We start from the raw sequence: 20,496 nt of genomic DNA, 5'->3' as shown, positions 1-20,496 counted from the left end.
GGGACGGGGTGTTGTCATGGAACGGAGTATTACTTTCCGGCCTCCGCGGCCCGCAGATCCTTACGAAGAATCTTGCCGGCCGCAGACTTCGGCACGATGTCGATGAACTCGACGCGTCGGACCTTCTTGTGCGGGGAGACGCGCTCGGCGACGAACGCGATGATGCCTTCTTCGTCGATCGTGGCACCCTGCTGGCGGACGACGAACGCCTTGGGGATTTCCTCGCCCTCGTCGTCGAGAACACCGATGACGGCCGCGTCGGCGATTTCCTCGTGCGTGAGCAGCAGCGCCTCGAGCTCCGCCGGGGGCACCTGGTAGCCCTTGTACTTGATCAGTTCCTTTAGGCGGTCGACGATGTAGACGACACCCTCGTGGTCGGCGACGGCGATGTCGCCGGTGTGCAGGTAACCGTCGGAGTCGAGGGTCTCCGCGGTGGCGGAAGGATTGTTCAGGTATCCCGCCATCACGTTCGGTCCCTTGACCCACAGCTCGCCCGGCTTGCTCAATCCCTCTGTGGGCAGCTCGATTTCCTCGAGCGTGCCCGGGTCGACGAGCTTGTTCTCGGTGTTGGCCAGTGGCTGGCCCACCGAGCTGAGCGGCATGTCGTCGCGATCGAACGGGATCGCGTGGCTGACCGGGCTGAGCTCGCTCATGCCGTAGCCCTGACGCACCCGCGTGTTCAAGCGCTTGGCGACGGCCTTGCCGAGCTCCTCGTCCAACGGGGCCGCGCCGGAGAAAATGGTGTGCACGCTCGAGAGGTCGTACTGATCGATCATCGGGTGCTTGGCGAGCGCGACGGCCACCGGCGGGGCGATGAACAGGTAGGTCAGCTTCTGGTCCTGGATGATGCGCAGGAACTCGACGAGGTCGAACTTCGGCATCGTCACCAGATGCGCGCGCAGCTTGAGGGCGATGTTGAGCAGCACCGTCAGGCCGTAGATGTGGAAGAACGGCAGCAGCGCCAGGATCGCGTCGTTGCTGTCGATGCCCACGCGCGGTTCCATCTGGGCCACGTTGGCGACGAGGTTGCGGTGCGTGAGGATGACGCCCTTGGGCACACCCGTCGTGCCGGACGAGTACGGCAGCACGGCAACGTGCGTCGCCGGATCGAACGAGACCTCGGGAGCAGGCGCGCCCTGGGTGAGCAGGTCCCGCAGACTCGGGTGGCCCTCGGCACCGTCGAGCACGATGACGTGATCGGCGTCGATACCCACCTTGTCCGCGGCGGCCTTGGCCTGCGGGTACAGCGGGGAGACGGTGAACAGGAACTTCGCGCCGGAGCCGGTGAGCTGCTTGGCGATGTCCTCGGCGGTGTAGAGCGCATTGATCGTCGTCGCGGTTCCGCCGGCACGCAGAATGCCGTGCAGCACCGAAGCGAATGCGGGGACGTTCGGCGAATGCAGTCCGACGACGTCGCCGACCTCGAGCCCACGGGCAGCGAGCGCCCCGGCGATCGCGTCGACCTGGCCGATCAGGCTCTTGTAGGTGGTGACGTCACCCGACGTGCCGTCGATGAGCGCAGGCTTGTCCAGATCGGACTCGGCGATGGACCCGAACAGGAAGTCGTAGACGCTCAGATTCGGGATCTCGACGTCGGGAAAGGGACTGCGGAAGCTCATGGCTCTCCTTCGAAAAACTGCGGCAACAATGATCGAACCTTACAGTGAAAGCGGTCACATCGGACAGCGACCCTACCGCTGAGTCAGATGGCGAAACCGTCAACTCCTGGACGCGTACGGTTTGCCCGCCGCGGCCGGTCCTCGCACGTGGCCCACCAGGCCGGCGACGGCGAAAATGGTGACCACGTACGGCAGCATCAGCATGAACTCGCTCGGCACCGGGGACCCGATGATGCCCAGTACGTTCTGCAGATTCGACGCGAAGCCGAACAGCAATGCGGCCAGGGTGGCCCGCACCGGATCCCATCGGCCGAAGATGACCGCGGCGAGTGCGATGTAGCCGGCACCTGCGGTCATCTCCTTGCCGAAGGCCCCGACGGACCCGAGCGTGAAATACGCACCGCCGAGCCCGGCGATGGCACCGGCGAGGCAGACGTTCCAGAACCGCGTTCGGGCGACGTTGATCCCGACGGTGTCGGCGGCTTGTGGGTGCTCACCGACCGCGCGCAGTCGCAGACCCCATTTGGTGTGGAACAGACCGAAGAACACCAGGGCCACGGCGATGTACATCAGGTACACGATGAGCGTCTGCCGAAAGAGCACCGGCCCGAGGATCGGAATCTGCGAGAGCACCGGAATGTCGATGCGCGCGAAGCGCGGTGGTGAATTCAGCGTCTCGGCGTTCTTGGTGAGCACCACCGAGTACAGGAAGCTCGTCAGTCCCACGACGAGCACGTTGAGCACCACACCGACGATGACCTGATTGACGAAGTAGCGAATCGAGAACACGGCCAGCAGAGACGCCGTCAGTGCGCCTGCGACCAGAGCGGCGAGCAACGCCACGTAGGTCGAACCGGTGATCGACGCGACGACGGCGCTGACGAAAGCCCCTGCCAGTAGCTGCCCTTCGATGGCGATGTTGATGACGCCGACGCGCTCGGAGATCACTCCGCCCATCGCACCGAAGATCAGCGGTGTGCTCAAAGCGACTGCGCCGATGAGCAATCCGGGCACGGGGATCGTCTCCCCGTCCGCGGCCCACGCGAGGAATCCGAACACGAACAGCACTGCGAACACGGCGAGCAGCCACAGCGGCGTCGACCGGTAACGCGACGCCAACAGCGCCGCGTAGCCGGTGATGACGGCCAGTAGTACCACCACGACCAGGCCGGCGCCGTACGACGGTACGCCGACGGCGGGCAGTGCGAAGAAGTCGTCTTCCGAGGCCAGCGCGAATGTACTGGTGCCCGAGCCTTTTCGGACCACGAACAGCACCAACGCCAGCAGTGTCACGACCCCGAGGATCGTGGGCACCTTCCAACTACGACCGAGGACCGTCTCTGCGGGTGAGTCGACGGAGGTGGTCACAGTGCACCCACCTTCGCGGTCTCGGCTTTGGCGAGTTTCTCTTCACCGGGTTTGGGCAATCGGAACACCGCTCGCACCAACGGCGGTGCGGCGATGAACAGCACGATCACCGACTGCACGACGAGCACGATGTCGATGGGTACGCCCTCGGCCGCCTGCATGGCGAACCCGCCGGCCTTGAACGCGCCGAACAGGATTCCCGCGAAGAAGACGCCCCACGGTTTGGATCGCCCGAGCAGGGCCACGGTGATGGCGTCGAATCCGATACCGGCGTCGATGTCGGCACTGAAGCCGGTGGTGACCGTACCGAGCACCTGAGCGACGCCGGCCAGGCCGACGAGAGCTCCGGAAAGGATCATCGCGTAGAGGTAGATGCGGTTGACGTTCATTCCGGCGACGCGTGACGCGTGCGGGTTCTCACCGACGGCACGGAATCGGAATCCGAGGCTCGATCGTTCGAGCAGCCACCACACCGCGACCGTCACGAGGATGACCAGCACGAACCCGAGATGCAGGTTGTACTTGTCGCCGAACAGCTTCGGGAACACGGCCGTCGATTCGATGGGGGCCGTCTTGGGATTGTTCGATCCCGGAGCCTGCAGCGCACCGGGGGTACGCAGCAGGTACGAGATGAGATAGAACGCAACGTAATTGAGCATGATCGTGACGATCACCTCGTGAGCACCGGTGCGGGCCTTGAGAAATCCGGCGATGCCGCCCCAGACCGCGCCGCCGACAACGCCTGCGACAACGGCCACCAGCAGATGAATGCCGGCAGGCAGGCTCACCCCGAAACCGACCCAGCCCGCGCATGCGGCGGCGATCAGCATCTGGCCACGACCACCGATGTTGAACATACCGACCCGAAAGGCAAGGGCCACACCGAGTCCGGCGACGATGAGCGGTGTCGCGAATGTCAGCGTCTCGGTCAACGGCCGGATGCCGTTCTCGAACCCGGGACGACGGAAGTTGTACACCGACCCCTGGAACAGCGACGAATACGCGCCGGACACCGAATCCCAGATCGCCGTCAGCATGTCCGACGGACGGGAGAAGAAGTAGCCGGCCGATTCCTGGACGCCGGAGTTGGTCGCGGCAATGAGGACGGCACCGACGATCAGCGCAAGCAGGACCGCGAGAACCGAGATGATCGCACTGCCGGTGAAGATCTGCCGAAGTACGACATGAGCTTTCGACGGCTGCTCGGTCTCACTCACCGCGCTCGCCGCCCATCATCAATCCGAGTGTTTCGCGGGACGTATCCCCGGGGACGATTCCCACGATTGCTCCTCGATACATGACGGCTATGCGGTCGGCCAGTGCGGCGACCTCGTCCAGTTCGCTCGACACCACGATGACCGGGATCCCCGAATCCCGGGTGGCGACGATGCGCTTGTGTACGAATTCGATGGATCCCACGTCGATTCCGCGAGTGGGCTGCGCGGCGACGAACAGTCGCAGATCGCGGCTCAGTTCGCGTGCGAGTACCACCTTCTGCTGGTTACCACCGGACAGGCGTCCGACGGCGGTTCCGATTCCCGGTGCCCGCACGTCGAATTCGCTCAGTTTCTCCGACGCGAACGTGTCGAGATACTCCCGCTGTACCGCTCCGCGCCGCACGAACGGCTCACTGATGGAGCGGTCGAGCATCAGGTTCTCGGCAATCGAGAACTCCCCCACCAGGCCGTCGACGGTCCGGTCCTCGGGCACGAACCCGACGCCGGCGTCGAGCACCTGCTGAACTGTCGCCCCGACGAGAGAGCGACCGTCGAGGGCGATCTTTCCGGATACGTTCTCCTGCAAGCCGAGTAGCGCCTCGACGAATTCGGTCTGCCCGTTGCCCTGCACGCCGGCAATGGCGAGGATTTCTCCCGCGGCGACCTCGAGACTGATGTCGTCGACGGTCTTGTTGCCCTGGGCGTCGAACACCGACAGGTTCTCGACGACCAATGCTGCAGCACCCGGCTCGGCCGGTTCCTTCGAAACGGTCAGCTGCACATCACGTCCCACCATCAACGCGGCGAGTTCGGTGTTGCCTGCCGTCGGCTTCGCTTCGCCGACGACCTTGCCGAGCCGGATGACGGTGATCTTGTCTGCTACTTCGCGTACTTCACGGAGCTTGTGGGTGATGAACACGATGGTGGTGCCCGACGCCGCAAGTTCCCGCATGATCCGCATCAGATCGTCGGTTTCCTGCGGCGTCAGCACGGCCGTGGGCTCGTCGAACACGAGCACCTTGGCTTCTCGAGAGAGCGCCTTGACGATCTCGACCCGTTGCTGAACGCCGACGGGGAGATCGTCGACGAGAGCATCGGGGTCGAGGTCGAAGCCGAACCTCGCGGATATTTCTCGTACCAGCTTTCGTGCTGCCACGAGGTCGAGTCGTCCACCGAGTGAGGTGGTTTCGTTGCCGAGCACGATGTTCTCGGCCACGGTGAACACCGGAATCAGCATGAAGTGCTGATGCACCATGCCGATTCCTGCAGTCATCGCCTCGCCCGGTCCGGCGAAGTTCTGCTCGACGTCGTCGAGCAGGATCTGGCCCTCCTCGGCGCGGTACAGGCCGCTGAGCACGTTCATCAACGTGGACTTGCCTGCGCCGTTCTCACCGAGGAGGCAGTGGATCTCGCCGGATTCGACCGTCAGATCGATGTGATCGTTGGCGATCAACGAGCCGAATCGTTTGGTTATACCGCGAAGTTCGAGCTTCATATCCCTTTACGACCGAGGCTACTTGGGTGCCGACGGCGATTCGACGGTGATGGACCCGTCGACGATGCCGGCCTTGATCGTGTCCAGTTCGCCCTGCAGTGCGGGGTCGACCTGGGACTCGAAGTCGTGGAACGGCGCGATGCCGACGCCGTCGTTCTCGAGGGTGCCCACGTACGGGCTGTTGTCGAACTTGTCTGCACCGGAGTTGGCCACTACCTCGTCGACACTGGTCTTGAGGCCCTTGGTCACCGAGGTGAGCAGCAGGTCGCCGACAGATGGGTCCGACTCGAAGACGTCGGCATCCGCACCGATCAGCGCGACCGGACGAGAGGAGTCCCGAATGGCCTGCGCCGCACTCTGATAGATGGGTCCACCGACCGGGAAGATGACGTCGGCGTTCTGGTCGATCAGGCCCTGGGCGGTGTTCTTGGCGACCTCGTTGGCGGTGAATCCGCCGGTGAACGAGCCGTTCTGGGAAGGCACGTCCCAGCCGATGACGCGGACTGCCTTGCCCTTCTGCTCGTTGAAGTAGTTCACACCGTCGGCGAAACCGTCCATGAAGATGGTGACGGTCGGCAGCTGCGAGCCGCCGAAGGTGCCGACGACTCCGGTCTTGCTGTAGCTGGCGGCGGCGTAACCGGCCAGGAATGCCGACTGCGACGCGTCGTAGGTCAGCGGCTTGACGTTCGGCAGATCGATCGAGGAGTCGTCGATGATCGCGAAATCGATGTCGGTGTTGGCCTCGGCCGCGACCTTGGTGGCGTCGGCCAGGTCGAATCCGACGGTGACGATCAGGTTGCAGCCCTGATCGACGAGGTTGTTGATGTTGGGGGCGTAGTCGGTGGGCGACGTGGACTCGACGGTGCGCGGCTCGACGCCGAGCTCGCCTGCTGCCTCGGTGAGTCCTTCGAAACCGAGCTGGTTGAACGACTTGTCGTCGAATCCGCCACTGTCGGAGACCATGCAGGGCAGGAAGTCACTCGAGCCGCCCCCGCCGGATCCTTCGTTCTCGGGTGCGGATCCACAGCCTGCGATCAGGGCGATGGCACCGAGCGACGCGACGCCGCCGAGTGCTGCCTTCCGCGTACTCGTGCGGGTAACGAATGACAAGATGTCCTCCAATATCGATGTGTGTTTCGTCTGTTTCGGGACGGTACTCGCGCGAACCTGGGTGCGCAGGATTTCACTCAGGTATCGGTGTCGGGCGCGACCTTGCCGGTCAAGGTTCCGCCTTTGCCGAGTACCCGTGCTTCGTCCTCGCGCACCATCACTGCCGGGCCCGCGGCGACCACCGATGGATTCGACGGCGTACCGGGCTTGAATACGTTGAAGAATACGTTGAGCACCACTGCGACAATGCTTGCGGCACTGATTCCGGAATGGAACACCGTGACGAACCAGTCCGGGAACTCGTCCCAGAAGTCGCTCGCAACAACAGGAATGAGACCGAAAGCCAAGGTCACCGCCACGATGACGACGTTGGCGTTGTTGTCGTAGTTCACCTTGCCGAGGGTGCGGATTCCACTGGCGGCGACGGTTCCGAACAGGGCGATTCCGGCACCGCCGAGCACGGGCAGCGGAACCACGCCGACCACCGCCGCGAGAACCGGCGAAAGACCCAGCAGCGCAAGCACGCCGCCGCCCAGGGCGACGACGAAGCGGCTCTTGATGCCGGTCATCGCAACCAGTCCCACGTTCTGTGCGAACGCCGTCGCCGGAAACGTGTTGAAGATGGGGGCGACGGCCGAGGAGACCATGTCTGCGCGCAATCCGTCGCCTACACGTCGGGAGTCGACGTCGGTTCCGACGACCTCTCCCACGGCCAGGATGTCGGCCGTGGTCTCCACCATCACCACCAGGATCACGATCGTCATCGACACGATCGCGCCGACGGCGAAGATCGGCGAGCCGAAGGCGAACGGGGTGGGCACCGCGACCACCGCGGCATCACCGACGCCGCCGAAGTCCGTCTTGCCCACGATCAGTGCTGCGATCGTCCCGACGACGAGCCCGAGCAGGATGGACAGGCGCGAGAGCACCTTGATCTTGGTCATCACCAGCACCGCGAGCAGGGTGAACATCGCCAGTCCGATGTTGCCGGGGTCCAGGTACTGGGGGTTCGGCGCACCGCCCACCATTTCCTGGCCGGTGATCCAGCGTGCGGCGACCGGCATCAGCGACAGCCCGATGACGGTGATGATGCTTCCGGTCACCAGGGGTGGGAAGAAGCGGACGATCTTCGAGAAGAACGGGGCGATGGCCAAACCGATCAGCGCGGCCACCAGGACGGCCCCGAGGACCGTGCGCAGTCCGGTTCTACCGTCCTCGGCGCTGCCGATGATGGTCAGCACCGTCGACACCGATGCAAACGAGATGCCTTGCACCAGCGGCAGTTGCGAGCCGAAGAAGGGAACTCCGACGGTCTGCAGCACGGTCGCGACACCACTGACGAACAGCGCGCACGAGATGAGCAGCGCTTGATCGGCCCCGGACAGGCCCGCTGCTCCGCCCACGATGATCGGGACGGCGATGACACCGCCGAACATGGACAGGATGTGCTGCATGCCGTAGCCGAACATCTGCAGCAGCGGCGGGCGAGTGTCCTCGGGCCTGGTCATGACCTCAGGCTAGGAACCGGACGTTACCGAGGGCAATACCCAGCCGTTTCCGGCGAGTTACGGATGTTCCGGCTCGTCGCTGCTGCCACTGGCCACCAGGTGCTCGAACGCCTTCAGATTCGCGAGCGATTCACCGCGCGACACACGCCAGGCCCATTCGCGCATGATCGACTCCGCGAATCCCAGCTCGAGCAACACGTTGAAGTCGCCGTCGGCCGCCTCGAGGGTCTGACCGAAGATCCGATCGAGTTCGTCACCGTCGACGGCGCGCAACGACATTCGGCCCACCAGGTAGATGTCGCCGACCTTGTCGATCGTGTAATGCACTCCGTACAGCCGACGGTTGCGACGCAGCAGGTATTTGTAGACGCCCTCGAAGTTCTCGTCGGGCTTGCGGCAGACGAACGCCTCGATGCGCACCCCGTGGTGTCCGACGGTCAACATCGTCGTCGTCTTCAGTTTGCGTTCCCCGGGCAGTTCGACGGTGAACACCTCGCCGCGCCGCGTGTAGTCCAGTTCGCGATCCTTCAGGACCCGGTCGATCAGTTCGGCGGTTTCGCTCATGCAGTCACTGCTCCCGATCTGCGCAATTTCGACAATCCTCGGACTCGTCGCGGCGAGAATTCACTCGGTGCCTCGCCTCGATCGAAGTGGAATCGGGCCTGCCGGTAGCTCTCGATCAGGCCGTCCGCGGTGTGTTCCCACGAGAAGTTTCGCGCATGGAGCGGTGCGGCAATTGCCATCTCGGACAACGCCGCTCGATCGACGAGCATCGACGCCAACGCGTCGGCCCAGTCCGTGATGCGGTGTCCCTGCACCAGTCGCCCGGTTTCACCGGATCGCACCGCGACACCGAGCCCGCCGACATCTGCTGCGAGAACCGGTGTTCCGCAGGCCTGGGCTTCGATCGCCACCAGGCCGAACGATTCGTTGTAGCTCGGCACCGCCACGAGATCGGCGGCTCGGTACACCTGCGCCAGGCGCGCGGACGGCTGCGGCGGCATGAACGTCACGTGCGGGGTGATCCCGAGCGTATCGGCCAGATCGATCAGACTGTCGGGTCGGTCCAACCCGCTGCCGGACGGCCCGCCGACGATCAGGATCCGCAGCGGCATGCTCGGATGTCGTTGCAGCACTTCGGCAGCCGCTGCGACCAGAACGTCGGGGGCCTTGAGCGGTTGGATCCGCCCGACGAACGCGACGACGGCCTCGTCCTGCGAGAGTCCGAGTGCGGCACGTGCGGACCGCTTGTCTCCCGGATTGTATTGCGCCAGATCGGCTCCCGGGGCAACCACGTCGATCGACTCCTGCCGAGCCCCGTAGATCTCGACGAGCGATTTCGCTTCCTCGGTGGTGTTGGCGATCAATCGATCGGCCTCGGCGACCACCTGCTGCTCACCGATCTGACGGGCCGCGGGCTCGGGTGCGTCGCCCTGAGCCAGGGACGCGTTCTTGACGGCGGCGAGGGTGTGCGCCGTGTGCACCAACGGCACTCCCCAGCGGTCACGTGCCAACCACCCCACCTGACCCGACAGCCAGTAGTGCGAATGAACCAGGTCGTAGTAGCCGGGCTCGTGCCGAGCTTCCTCGCGGAGCACCCCGGCCGCGAACGCACACAGTTGAGTGGGCAGGTCGTGTTTGTCCAGACCCTCGAACGGCCCCGCGACGATGTTACGTACCAGCACCCCGGGAGCCGCCTCGACGACCGGCGCGTCGCTCGACGACGTCGCGCGGGTGAATATCTCGACCTCGACGCCGCGTTCGGCCAACTGCTTGGCGCTCTGCAGTACGTAGACGTTCATTCCCCCGGCATCGCCCGTTCCGGGCTGCGCCAGCGGGGAGGTATGCAAGGACAACACAGCGACCCTGTTCAGCCGGCGTCCAGTCACTTCTTCAGCGTGCACGCCTCCACATTACGTCGCCACGTCTGCCGCTTCGCACGGCCTGCGCTTTTGCTCACCCGTCCAGACCGTCGACGAATTCGCTCACCTCGCCGAGAAAGCGCTCGGGATCGGCGACGAACGGGCCGTGGTCGACGCCGTCCCAGTACGACGCGCCGGCTCCGGGAATGAGGTCCGCGGCGTGCCGACCGGCCGAGACATCGACGACGGTGTCGTCGGTTCCGTGCAGCACGAAGGCGGGGACATCGAGGTTGCGCAGCAGCTCGTCGTGGCCGACGGCGCGATCGAACAACGCGGCGCGAACCCTCGGCCGGGTGGACAGGGTCAGCCCGAACAGGGCCTGCGCCTCGGTGCCCTTTCCCTCGACAGGGCCCGTCAACGCGTTACCGAAACTACCCAGTGCCTTGATCGCGATACGCGGTTCCTCGGCCATCGCCCCGGGGATCGCCGCCCGCATGGCCGTGCCCACCCGTCCGCCTGCCTCGCCTCTGCCGATACTCGTGATCGCGCCCACGAGCACGATGCCCGCGATCGCGTCCGAGCCGTGGGTTGCGAGATAATCGCAGATCACCAGCCCGCCGTACGACCAGCCCAGCAGCACTGCGCCTGCGGTGATGTTCTCGGCGTCCAGCACCGCGGCCACGTCCCCGGCCCAGATCTTCGAGTCGTCGTATCCAGTCGCGGGGGCATCGGAGTAGCCATGTCCACGCAGGTCGACGGCAACGACGCGGTAGCGCGAGGAGAGATCGGCCAGCAGCCCGTCGCCCCAGCACGCCGAACTCTGTGCCCACCCGTGCAGCAGAACCAGCGGTCTCGCCGCCGGGTCACCGGTGACGCGATAGACGATGTTCGTTCCGTCGATGCCGGTGGCCTGCCGAACCGGTCCTGCTGCAGGGGTGCTCATGTGGGGTCAACTTACGCGGCTGCTCGGCGCATCGAGGCCAGTGGATCCGAGTACAGGGAACTGAGCGAAACCACCGTTGCGGCGAATTCCTGCACCCGGTCGCCGAATCCGGTGACCCGAATGTCCCTGCGCGGCAACGTCGAATTGGCGGCGAAGGCCTCCCCCACGTGCGGAATCCCGGCGGGGTACGCCGTGAACGCCTGGCCACCGAGTACCACTCGATCCGGATTGAACATGTCGCGTAACAGGGCGACCGTCCGACCCAACGTGACGGCCCGCTCGACGAGCAATTCCCGGGCCGCCTCCGAGCCGTCGGTCGCGGCTCGGTACACGGCGGAGACAGTCGGCCGGGCTCCGCGGGCTACGCTCGCGAAAATTCTGCGGTCGATCGCCGCGGTCACGATCGCGCGATCGCTGACGGCCGCTTCGAGGCAGCCCCGGTTGCCGCAGCTGCACAGCACCGACGAGCCGGTGGGCAGGTGAGCGATCGACCCGGGTCCGCTGGACGGAGTGTGCACGCGGCCGTCGATCGTCAGCGCCATGCCTGCGCTTTCGCGTGCATAGAAGTAGAGCGAGGTGCCGGTGCTGCTCGGCGGAGCAGCGGCGTCCGATACGCGGGGCGCGAGCAGAAGTTCCGACGCCGCCATCGCTTCGACGTGGCCGGAAACAGAGATCGGTAGCCCCAACCCACCGCCGATGACGCCCGCCACCTGGGCGTTCTCCCAGCCCAGACGCGGATGATCAACGGTGCCGGTCGTCGTGTCGACACGGCCGCCGAGGGCAACCCCCACCCACAGTGGGGTGCGCCGATGCCATCTGCCGGCGAAGGCCCCGGCGCTGCGGGTGATCGAGGCGAGCGCCGCATCGGCGGACCCGCTGGGCGTGGGAATCTCCACAGCCCCCAGGATCTTTCCGCGCGGGTCGCTGACGATGATCCCGGTGACGACGGCACCGATATGGATCCCGATGGTCGAGAACGGCTCGTGATTGACCTCGAACGGCACGCGGGGTCGTCCGATCGCACCGGCGGCCGTGAGGTCTGCGCGCTCGCGCAGCAATCCGACGCCGAGCAGAGCAGACACCTGACGATTGACCGTGGCAATGCTCAAACCCGTTGTGCGCGCGGCGCTGTCACGCGAGATCGGGCCCTCGACGCATGCTACCCGCAGTACCGACGCCGCGGGACTGTCGACAATCCGAAGATCGGGCGCGACGAGCTGGACCCGCGATCGCAGCGGGGCGTGGGAGGTGGACCGCGCCGGCGAGCGCAGCGCGGTGGGGCGAGAGTGGTGGTGCAGCGTGGATACGGACATCCGTCGTGTTCCTCAGCAGTGGAAAACTCTCGTCTCGTGTGCAACGTCGACGAAAGAGCGAAGTGATGCAGGTCAAGGGGTGAGGCGGACCGGAGAGGTCCACGTCACGCGAATCGACTGCCCGTAGCGCGAGAAGGCTAGAGACAGGTTCCTTGGCCGAGGCAACACAATTCCCGAGGAAGCGGGAGGCGAGACCCGAGGGACGCGGTCACATAGGTGACCCGCATCGCGGTGGTCTCGCTGGCGGACATGAACCCAAAATTAGCACTCGAAGCCCGATTGTCCAATCGGGCCCGTCCGGATGCGCTGTTTCTCCCGAACTAGAATTTCTCCATGACCTCGCCCGAACACATCGCACCCGATACCCGCATCGCCGTCGTCACCGGAGCGAGTTCCGGCATCGGCGCGGCCACTGCGCGCCAACTCGCCGCCGACGGATTCCACGTCGTCATCGGCGCACGCAGGCTCGACCGACTCGAAGAACTGGCCTCGGAGATCGGCGGCACCGCCCTGGAACTCGATGTGACGGACGAGGATTCGGTGGCCGCCTTCACCGCCGTCATCCCCCGCGTCGACGTCCTGATCAACAATGCCGGTGGCGCAAAGGGATTGGCCCCGGTGATCGACGCCGACCTCGACGACTGGCGCTGATGTGGGAGACCAACGTTCTCGGCACACTGCGCGTCACGAAAGCGTTGCTGCCCAAGCTGATCGATTCCGGCGACGGCCTGATCGTCACCATCACCTCCGTCGCGGCATTCGAGGCGTACGACAACGGCTCGGGTTACACCTCCGCCAAACATGCTCAGGCCGTACTGCATCGGACGCTGCGCGGCGAGCTGCTCGGCAAACCGGTGCGGTTGACCGAGGTTGCACCGGGTGCCGTGGAAACCGAATTCTCACTCGTCCGCTTCGACGGTGACGCGGCCAAGGCCAACGCGGTCTACCAGGGCATCACGCCGTTGGTCGCAAGCGACATCGCCGAGGTGATCGGCTTCGTCGCCTCCCGCCCGTCGCACGTCAATCTCGACCAGATCATCATCAAGCCACGCGATCAGGCCGGTCCGGGGCGCTTCTCCCGTAAGTAACCCATGTGAGTGGAACTTCGTAGTGGGCTACGAGGTTCCACTCACATGCGCGCAGCGCTCTACCCCGCGGGCGCAGGTGCCGTTGTCGTCGCGGGTGCCGTTGTCGCAGGCGTCGTCGTTGCTGGTGCCCCGCCGGCAGGGAGCGCCGACATCGACTCCCACGTCGACCAGTCGATGGCCCAGTCGTACAGGTCACCGTCCGCTGCGGAGAGGTCGATGCGGGTGCCGGTGACCTCCACCGGGTCGCCGTACATCGCCGTGCCGAAGTACTGCTGCGCGTCCTCGGTCGAGAGGTTGATGCATCCGTTCGTGACGTTCGATGCGCCCTGCACGCCGGTGGTCAGCGGGTTGGCGTGAATGAACTCGCCATTGTTGGAGATACGCACCGCCCAGCGTTCGCGCACGTTCTCGTAGAACGGCGGGTTCGACATGAGGAAGTCCTCGTGCTTCTCGGTGACGACGTGGATGCCGCTGCGGGTGACGTTGCGATCCTCGTTGCCCTCGCCGTAGCTGACGGGAATGTCCATGATCGTCGCGCCGTCGCGGACCACCTGCATGCGGTGGCTGGTGGCGTCGGCGACGACGACCTGACTGCGTCCGATGCTGAAGTTGAGGGTGACGTCGTCGGCCCCGTAGGCACCGTCGCCATAGTTCACGCCGTAGAGCTTGGCGCTCACCGAGACCGTCGTGCCGGGCGTCCAGTAGTTGGTGGGGCGCCAGTGGATGCGCGAGCCGTTGTCGTCGGGGAACCACGCCCAAGCACCGGGCGTCGGCGGGTTGGTGGTGACGGTCAGCGCCTTCTCGACGGCTGCCTTGTCCTCGATCGCCGAGTCGAACTGCAGGATGATCGGCGCTGCGATGCCGACTTCCTGGCCGTCGCCGATGTTGGTGCTCACCGAGGTGCGGCTGTCCGGTTCGACGGTGGTGAAGCTGCCCTCGATCGGCACGGTCTTGTTGTCCGCGCCGACGGCGGAACCGGACCACGTGTATTTCACCCCGTACCCGAGTGGCTCGGTGACGGCGTAGGACGCCTTGTCGGGTGCCAGTGCCCCCTGAACGATCTTGCCGTCCGGGTTCGTCAACTCGACCTGGGTGAGCGATCCGTTCGTCACCGACACCGAGATCGGTGCCACCGGGCTGACGTCGGTGGCACCCTCGGCCGGGTTCTGGGTGATCTGCGCGACGGGCGCTGCCTCGGTTGTCGGTGCCGAAGCACCCGGGCTCTTGTCGCCCGATCCGACGGTGCAGCCGGCTACTAACGCAACCAGTGCAACGAGCACGGTGACCAACCACACCATGCGCGTCCGTTTTGTCTGTTCTACCTGCTCATGCACGTTGTCCAACGTACCTGCGTCTGCGAACTACCCCACATTTCCCACTGTTTTTGGGGGCAGTCTCACAGCGAACCGTCGACGACGAGTCAGAGCTTCTGCGAGCGCAGCTCGTGTCCCTTCGACGTCAGGCAGCGGCCCGAGTCCAGGTTCCAGTCCCAGCCGTGCAGGTTGCAGGTGAGCTTGTTGCCCTCGACGATGCCGAACTTCGTCAGGTCCGCCTTCAGGTGCGGGCAGCGACGTTGAATTTCGTAGCCGCCCATCGTGATGGTGGCCGTGTCGTCGTGCGCCTCGGAGAACCAGCCGTCGGCGTAGGCGATGCGTTCGTCGGTGAGGCACTTGAAGAACGTGTAGAGGAATTCGTTGTACCCGCCGACGCGTCGGGCCCGGAACCGGGTGGACAGGAAGATCGAGTTGACCCAGTCCGGCTCCTGATCACGCACTGCGGTGCGTACGAGTTCCGGCGGGATCGTGAAGCTGTATCGGAACTTCTCGTTCGAGATAGGCTCTCGGACAATCCTTTTCGGGAAGTCCAGCACAACCGTCTCGTCACCCATCGTGATCCCGACGGGGTAGCCGATGCCATCACAGATCAGATCCGTCTGAGCCATGATCGGCTCGAACAGTCCGCGCAGCGGCTCGAGCAGCGGCTCACCCTCGGCCGGTGCCCAGCCGGCCTTCTCGGCTGCGATGACCGACGCCTGACGCTGGGCGTATTCCTCGATGTAGTCGGCTTTGCCGGTGGTGAAGATGGCTTCGGCGTCGGCCGTGGGGATGGGATGCTCGTGGGACTTCAGATCCGAACCCTCGAATGTGGCCGTCGTGCCCGGAATCATCAGCAGACCCTTGTCGTGCCCGTGCAGTCGCATCTGCTCGAGAAACACCATCTGGTCCGGGAACACGTTGGCCGGGTCGCCGTAGACGTCGTTGAGCGAGCGCAGTTCGTCATCGAGGAAACACGGCGGGCCCGCGGACGGAATGACCCACGTGGAGCCGACCTGCTCGATGTACTGACGCGCACGATCCATCTGTCGCTGACGCTTCTGGATACCGAAGTTTCGCTTCGCCCGCGAGACCATGTCGTAGACCATCGGGTACCAGATCGCGCCCGAATACTGCAGCATGTGGACGTCGACGGGACCGAACTGCTCGGTCATCATGTCCAGGTCCACCGGCCGCGCGTCGTTCATGTTGAACGCGACGGTCTTCCCGTCGGACACCACCAGGCCGGAGTCGCCGATCGGGCCGTCGGCAGGCGCGCGGAGCGCGATGATCATGATGTCGAGATCGCCCTTGGGCCCGGTCAGCGTGTGCTTGACCGAGTCGGTGGTCTCGTAGAACTTGTGGAAGCCGAGCTTCTCCAGCTCGTGCTTGAGATCGAGCACCGGGTAGTCCGGCAGCAGGACCGTCGCGTCCTTGTTGACGTGTTCGGCCAGGTTGCGGGGATCGAAGTGATCCTTGTGCAGGTGCGAGACGTAGAGGTAATCGCAATCACCCAACTCGTCCCAGTCCAGGCCCGAGTTGTCGGGGAAAGGGAACCACGACGCGTAGAAGGACGGGTTCACCCACGGATCGCACAGGATGCTCCCCGCCTCGGTCCGAATATGGAATCCCGCGTGCCCCACGCTGGTGACCTGCACTGACTTACCTCCTACGAGCCGAACTCTCGAATCTCCATCGTATGCGCCGTTTCGAGCGTCCCTAACCCAGAGCGCAGTTGACGAGGTCACACTCGGGGGTCAGCGTGACCCCGAACTTCTCTCGCACACCGTCTCGGACGTGCGCGGCAAGAGCCATGATGTCCGACGCGGTGGCCCCACCCCGGTTGGTGATCGCGAGTACATGTTTGGTCGACAGGGCCGCAGTACCGCGGCCGAACTCGGTGCCGTAGCCCCGAGGGAATCCCGAGTTCTGAATGAGCCAGGCGGCCGGAATCTTCGTGCCGGCCGGATCGGGGAAGCTCGGCGCGTGGGTTGCCTGCTCCGGCACCTCCGGCAACACCGGGTTGAGGAAGAACGACCCCACGCTCCACGTGTCGTGATCGGCCGCGTCGAGCACCATCCCACGTTCACCGCGCAGCGCGAGCACTGCTGCACGTACGTCCGGTACCGGAACGACGTCGCCGATCTGCACATCGAGCCGCTCCGACAACGCCGCGTAGCGCACCGGCAGCGATTCGGTGGTCTTCTTCAGCGCGAACGTCACGTCCAGAATCACGTAGCGCGACGATCGCTTGAACACCGACGACCGATGCGTTCCGAATCCGCACTGCTCCGGCGTCCACACTGCCGTCTCTTGCGTCTGCCGGTCGTAGACGGTGAGGCTGTGCAGCAATTCCGACGTCGACGCGCCGTAGGCCCCGACGTTCTGAATGGGCGTCGCGCCCGTCGTTCCAGGAATCCCCGACAGCGCTTCCATCCCGGACAGCCCGGCATCTATCGTCGCCTGTACGACGGCATCCCACTCGACACCGGCGTCCACGGTCACCCGCTCGCCGTCGATCTCCAACCGCGAGCCAGTCACCCGAACCACCCGGCCGTCGAACCCGTCGTCGCCGACGACCAGGTTGGATCCGCCGCCGATGACCAGCACATCCGTCCCTGCACGGTCCGCGTCACGCACCAGGGAGACCAACTCGTCAGCGTTCGTCGCGACGGTGAATTCACGGGCTGGGCCACCCACCCGGATGGTGGTGAGTTCGGAAATTGCAGTAGGCACGGACTCTCACGCTACCGGTCGCGCACGAACGTCCTCAGTCACCCGGTAACCTGCGGGGATGCCTCGCCCTATTGAGCACAGCTCGACTGTGCCCGCCTCCGCCGACAAGGTCCACGCAGCGCTGACGTCCGAGCAGTACTGGAAGGACCGCATCGAGCAGATCGGCGGCCCCGGTGCCAGCTTGAAGAGCGTCACCGTCGGCGACGGCACCATCGACGTCGTCATGACCCAGTCGGTCCCCGAAGAAGAGTTGCCGTCCGCGGTCACAGCCTTCAAGAAGGGCGACCTCATCATCGAACGCACCGAGAGCTGGGGACAGTTCGACGGCACCCACGCCGCGGGCACCTTCGGAGCAACCGTCGAAGGAGCACCTGCGCGCATCGCCGGCACCACCAGCCTCGACGGCAAGGGCGAGACGACCACCGTGGCGCTGGCCGGCACCACCGAGGTCAAGGTCCCCATCTTCGGCGGGAAGATCGAAGCGATGATCAGCGAGCAGGTCCTCGCCCTCATCGACAACGAGCAGGACTTCACCGGTAACTGGATCGCCGCGCAAGCAAGCAGCTGAGCCTGGTCGTTCCGCAGGCTCCACTCCTGGGTAACCTGGCGCACTATGGCTCGCCGAATGAACTACTCCGCCCGGTTCACCCACTCGACGCAGCAGGTCTATGCAGCGCTGTCCAGTCGTGAGCACTGGGACGCGCGTATCGAGGAGATGCGTAAGTATTCGGAGAACGAGCTGAAGAGCTTCGAGGTGTCCGACGCCGGAATCGACATCGTGATGCACCACGTCATCCCCCGTACCGAACTGCCCGACATCGCACAGACGGTGATGAAGAAAGACATGGTCATCACCCGCAACGTGCATTTCGACGCGTACGGGGAAACCACTGCGGGGCACTACGACGCGTCGATTCCGGCCGGACCCGGCTCACTGAAGGGCACCACGTCACTGTTCCCCACCAACGGTGGCTCGACGCTGCGGACGTCCTCCGAGGCCAAGGTGTTCCTGCCGTTCATCGGCGGCAAACTCGAGCAACTGATGCTCGTCAACCTCATCGACCTGTGGCGCGGCGAGGGCGAAGTGACCGCCACCTGGCTCGAGAAGAACGCCTAGCCCTGAACAGTCCGAACAGGGGTCGTTCCGCAGGCTCCACTCCCCACCCGGGTCGTTCCGCAGGCTCCACTCCTGCCCCTGAGGGTGTCATCACCCGCGGCACCACCGGCATCAATCGGTTGCGTCGCAGCGACCGGTGGTTGATGCACGATCCCGATGTCCGACGCGTCCTGCGCGAATCACCGGACCCCCTCGTCGTCGACCTCGGGTACGGGGCGATGCCGAACACGACTCTCGAACTCGCGGGCCGACTTCGAACCGTCAGGCCCGATCTCCGAGTCACCGGTCTGGAAATCGATCCCGCGCGGGTGGTCGAAGGAAGCGGCGGCGTCGAATTCGCCCGTGGCGGCTTCGAGTTGGCCGGACTGCGACCGAATCTGGTGCGGGCCTTCAACGTGCTGCGGCAATATCCCGAGGACGCGGTTCCCGGTGCCTGGCACCGCATTCTGTCGGGCCTGGCACCCGGCGGCCTGTTGGTCGACGGCACCTGCGACGAACTCGGTCGACGCTGCGCGTGGGTGCTGCTCGACGCCGATGGGCCACGATCTCTGACTCTGGCCTGGGACCCGTTCGATGTCGAGATGCCGTCGGACATCGCGGAGCGGCTTCCGAAAGTGTTGATACACCGCAACATCGAGGGCGAGCTGATCCACGATGTGCTGCGCCGCGCCGACCGCGCGTGGTCGGTCTCGGCACCACTGGCCCCGTTCGGCCCCCGGTTGCGTTGGCGGGCGGCATTGAAAGTGCTTGCAGAGCAAGGACTCCCGGTCGCACTCCCCCGCCGCCGCATGCGAGACAACGTGCTCACAGTGCCCTGGTCGACGGTCGCCCCGACGTGACCGATCCTGCTGCGAAGGAAATGCGCATGAACACACCTGACGCTCTCACGGTGAGGCCGTGTGTGCGCGACGACCTCGAAATACTCGAGCAGTGGCGCACTGTGGAGCCAGTCGAGTGGGTCGATTCGACTCGCCTCCACGAGGACATGGCGTCGGGCAATTACCGGTTCGAGTGGACATGGCTGGCCGAACGCGCCGGCCGTCCGGTCGGGCGCGCGGTGTGGTGGGGCCGTTCCGACGCAACGAGCCCGGTCACCCTCGACTGCTTGTGGGTCGCCCCGGACGAGGAGAGACCGGACGACGTCGGCGCTGCCCTGGTCGGTGCCGCCCGTGCAGCGTTCGATCACAGCATCGCATTGGAGTTCAATGTCGATGTGCCGGTAGGGAACTCGATGGACGATTCCCTGCCGCGGGCGTTGGCGTGGCGCGCATCGGCTGCGTACGGAGGCGGATTCACCCGCACGACCGAACGCGTCTCGTTCGCCCGGACGGCTGACGCCCCGCAGCCCGAGACGTCGACCCGACTGCACTTCTCGGCGGGCACCGATGCAGAATTCCTCGAGGTGTTCGAAGCCGTCGCAGCCGGAAGCCTCGACTCCCATACTCGAGAGATGGTCGCCGAGCACGGCGTCGCCGCACTCGCCGCGGACGATCTCGTCTTCTATGGTTCGCTACCGGGGCGGCGGGAGTCCTGGCAGATCGCCGGCCGACTCGACGGCACGACGGTGGGCTTCGTCGTCCCGACCAGAAATGCCTACGACGCGGCCATTAGCTATCTCGGGGTGCTCCCCGAGCATCGTGGTCAGGGCTATGTCGACGATCTACTGTCCGAGATGGTCCGGATACACCACGACGACGGGCAGCACCGCATAGTCGGAACCACCGATGCAGCAAACGCACCCATGCGAGCAGCCTTCGAGCGCGCAGGCTTCGTCGTCACCCGCACCCGTATCGTGCACGCGGGCTAG

The 20,496-nt window shown here is 65.1% G+C and carries 17 protein-coding genes and 1 pseudogene; 5 read left to right on the top strand and 13 right to left on the bottom strand.

Annotated features, from left to right (window positions below; all coding sequences use genetic code 11):
• Positions 1-29: 29 nt before the first annotated feature.
• From CH285_RS18200 to CH285_RS18155, 10 genes are all read right to left on the bottom strand, one after another.
• On the bottom strand, positions 30-1,619 hold the full coding sequence (locus tag CH285_RS18200; protein ID WP_032365199.1) for an AMP-binding protein: 1,590 nt from the start codon (positions 1,617-1,619) through the stop codon (positions 30-32).
• Positions 1,620-1,718: 99 nt separating this feature from the next.
• On the bottom strand, positions 1,719-2,987 hold the full coding sequence (locus CH285_RS18195; protein ID WP_027498372.1) for an ABC transporter permease: 1,269 nt from the start codon (positions 2,985-2,987) through the stop codon (positions 1,719-1,721).
• Positions 2,984-4,204 carry an ABC transporter permease gene (locus CH285_RS18190; protein WP_032365197.1) on the bottom strand — a complete coding sequence of 407 codons (1,221 nt, stop codon included), beginning with the start codon at positions 4,202-4,204 and terminating at the stop codon, positions 2,984-2,986. The genes CH285_RS18195 and CH285_RS18190 overlap by 4 nt, the downstream gene beginning before the upstream one ends.
• On the bottom strand, positions 4,197-5,699 hold the full coding sequence (locus CH285_RS18185; protein ID WP_032390616.1) for an ABC transporter ATP-binding protein: 1,503 nt from the start codon (positions 5,697-5,699) through the stop codon (positions 4,197-4,199). The genes CH285_RS18190 and CH285_RS18185 overlap by 8 nt, the downstream gene beginning before the upstream one ends.
• A gap of 18 nt (positions 5,700-5,717) precedes the next feature.
• Positions 5,718-6,809, bottom strand: a complete 1,092-nt coding sequence (locus CH285_RS18180; RefSeq protein ID WP_228139285.1) for a BMP family lipoprotein — start codon at positions 6,807-6,809, stop codon at positions 5,718-5,720.
• 77 nt (positions 6,810-6,886) lie between these two features.
• The gene (locus tag CH285_RS18175; protein WP_094643918.1) at positions 6,887-8,317 is read right to left on the bottom strand and encodes a nucleobase:cation symporter-2 family protein; all 1,431 of its coding nucleotides are present in this window, start codon (positions 8,315-8,317) and stop codon (positions 6,887-6,889) included.
• Positions 8,318-8,374: 57 nt separating this feature from the next.
• Entirely contained in the window at positions 8,375-8,881 is a 507-nt protein-coding gene (locus tag CH285_RS18170) for a YbjN domain-containing protein (RefSeq protein WP_094643917.1), read from the bottom strand.
• Complete coding sequence (gene mshA, locus CH285_RS18165) at positions 8,878-10,206, bottom strand: D-inositol-3-phosphate glycosyltransferase (protein ID WP_176458519.1); 1,329 nt, start codon at positions 10,204-10,206, stop codon at positions 8,878-8,880. Before mshA ends, CH285_RS18170 begins: the two co-directional genes overlap by 4 nt.
• Before the next feature lie 67 nt (positions 10,207-10,273).
• The gene (locus tag CH285_RS18160) at positions 10,274-11,122 is read right to left on the bottom strand and encodes an alpha/beta fold hydrolase (protein ID WP_094643916.1); all 849 of its coding nucleotides are present in this window, start codon (positions 11,120-11,122) and stop codon (positions 10,274-10,276) included.
• 11 nt (positions 11,123-11,133) lie between these two features.
• On the bottom strand, positions 11,134-12,435 hold the full coding sequence (locus tag CH285_RS18155; RefSeq protein ID WP_094643915.1) for an ROK family protein: 1,302 nt from the start codon (positions 12,433-12,435) through the stop codon (positions 11,134-11,136).
• A gap of 333 nt (positions 12,436-12,768) precedes the next feature.
• Between CH285_RS18155 and CH285_RS18150 the strand changes: the two are divergent.
• A pseudogene (locus CH285_RS18150) lies at positions 12,769-13,523 on the top strand (SDR family NAD(P)-dependent oxidoreductase).
• Between the two features lie 59 nt (positions 13,524-13,582).
• Here CH285_RS18150 and CH285_RS18145 read toward each other — a convergent pair.
• The 3 genes from CH285_RS18145 to CH285_RS18135 form a co-directional block, all read right to left on the bottom strand.
• Positions 13,583-14,857 (bottom strand): L,D-transpeptidase, encoded by a 1,275-nt coding sequence (locus CH285_RS18145; protein ID WP_373454742.1) that lies wholly within the window; start codon positions 14,855-14,857, stop codon positions 13,583-13,585.
• A gap of 86 nt (positions 14,858-14,943) precedes the next feature.
• Positions 14,944-16,494 carry an MBL fold metallo-hydrolase gene (locus CH285_RS18140; RefSeq protein WP_094643912.1) on the bottom strand — a complete coding sequence of 517 codons (1,551 nt, stop codon included), beginning with the start codon at positions 16,492-16,494 and terminating at the stop codon, positions 14,944-14,946.
• Between the two features lie 61 nt (positions 16,495-16,555).
• On the bottom strand, positions 16,556-17,572 hold the full coding sequence (locus CH285_RS18135) for a UDP-N-acetylmuramate dehydrogenase (RefSeq protein ID WP_032399558.1): 1,017 nt from the start codon (positions 17,570-17,572) through the stop codon (positions 16,556-16,558).
• Between the two features lie 58 nt (positions 17,573-17,630).
• On the opposite strand from CH285_RS18135, the gene CH285_RS18130 reads away from it, so the two are divergent.
• From CH285_RS18130 to CH285_RS18115, 4 genes are all read left to right on the top strand, one after another.
• On the top strand, positions 17,631-18,140 hold the full coding sequence (locus CH285_RS18130) for a DUF2505 domain-containing protein (protein ID WP_094643911.1): 510 nt from the start codon (positions 17,631-17,633) through the stop codon (positions 18,138-18,140).
• Between the two features lie 45 nt (positions 18,141-18,185).
• On the top strand, positions 18,186-18,689 hold the full coding sequence (locus tag CH285_RS18125) for a DUF2505 domain-containing protein (RefSeq protein WP_032365187.1): 504 nt from the start codon (positions 18,186-18,188) through the stop codon (positions 18,687-18,689).
• A 143-nt stretch (positions 18,690-18,832) separates the two neighbouring features.
• Positions 18,833-19,528, top strand: coding sequence for a methylase (locus CH285_RS18120; protein WP_032386176.1), 696 nt, complete (start codon positions 18,833-18,835; stop codon positions 19,526-19,528).
• Positions 19,529-19,554: 26 nt separating this feature from the next.
• Positions 19,555-20,496, top strand: coding sequence for a GNAT family N-acetyltransferase (locus CH285_RS18115; protein WP_176458520.1), 942 nt, complete (start codon positions 19,555-19,557; stop codon positions 20,494-20,496).

The sequence above is a fragment of the Rhodococcus sp. 05-2256-B1 genome, from assembly GCF_002258465.1.
In the GTDB taxonomy this organism is placed as follows: Bacteria; Actinomycetota; Actinomycetes; order Mycobacteriales; family Mycobacteriaceae; genus Rhodococcoides; species Rhodococcoides fascians.
This window is presented reverse-complemented; position numbering and strand designations above follow the sequence as displayed.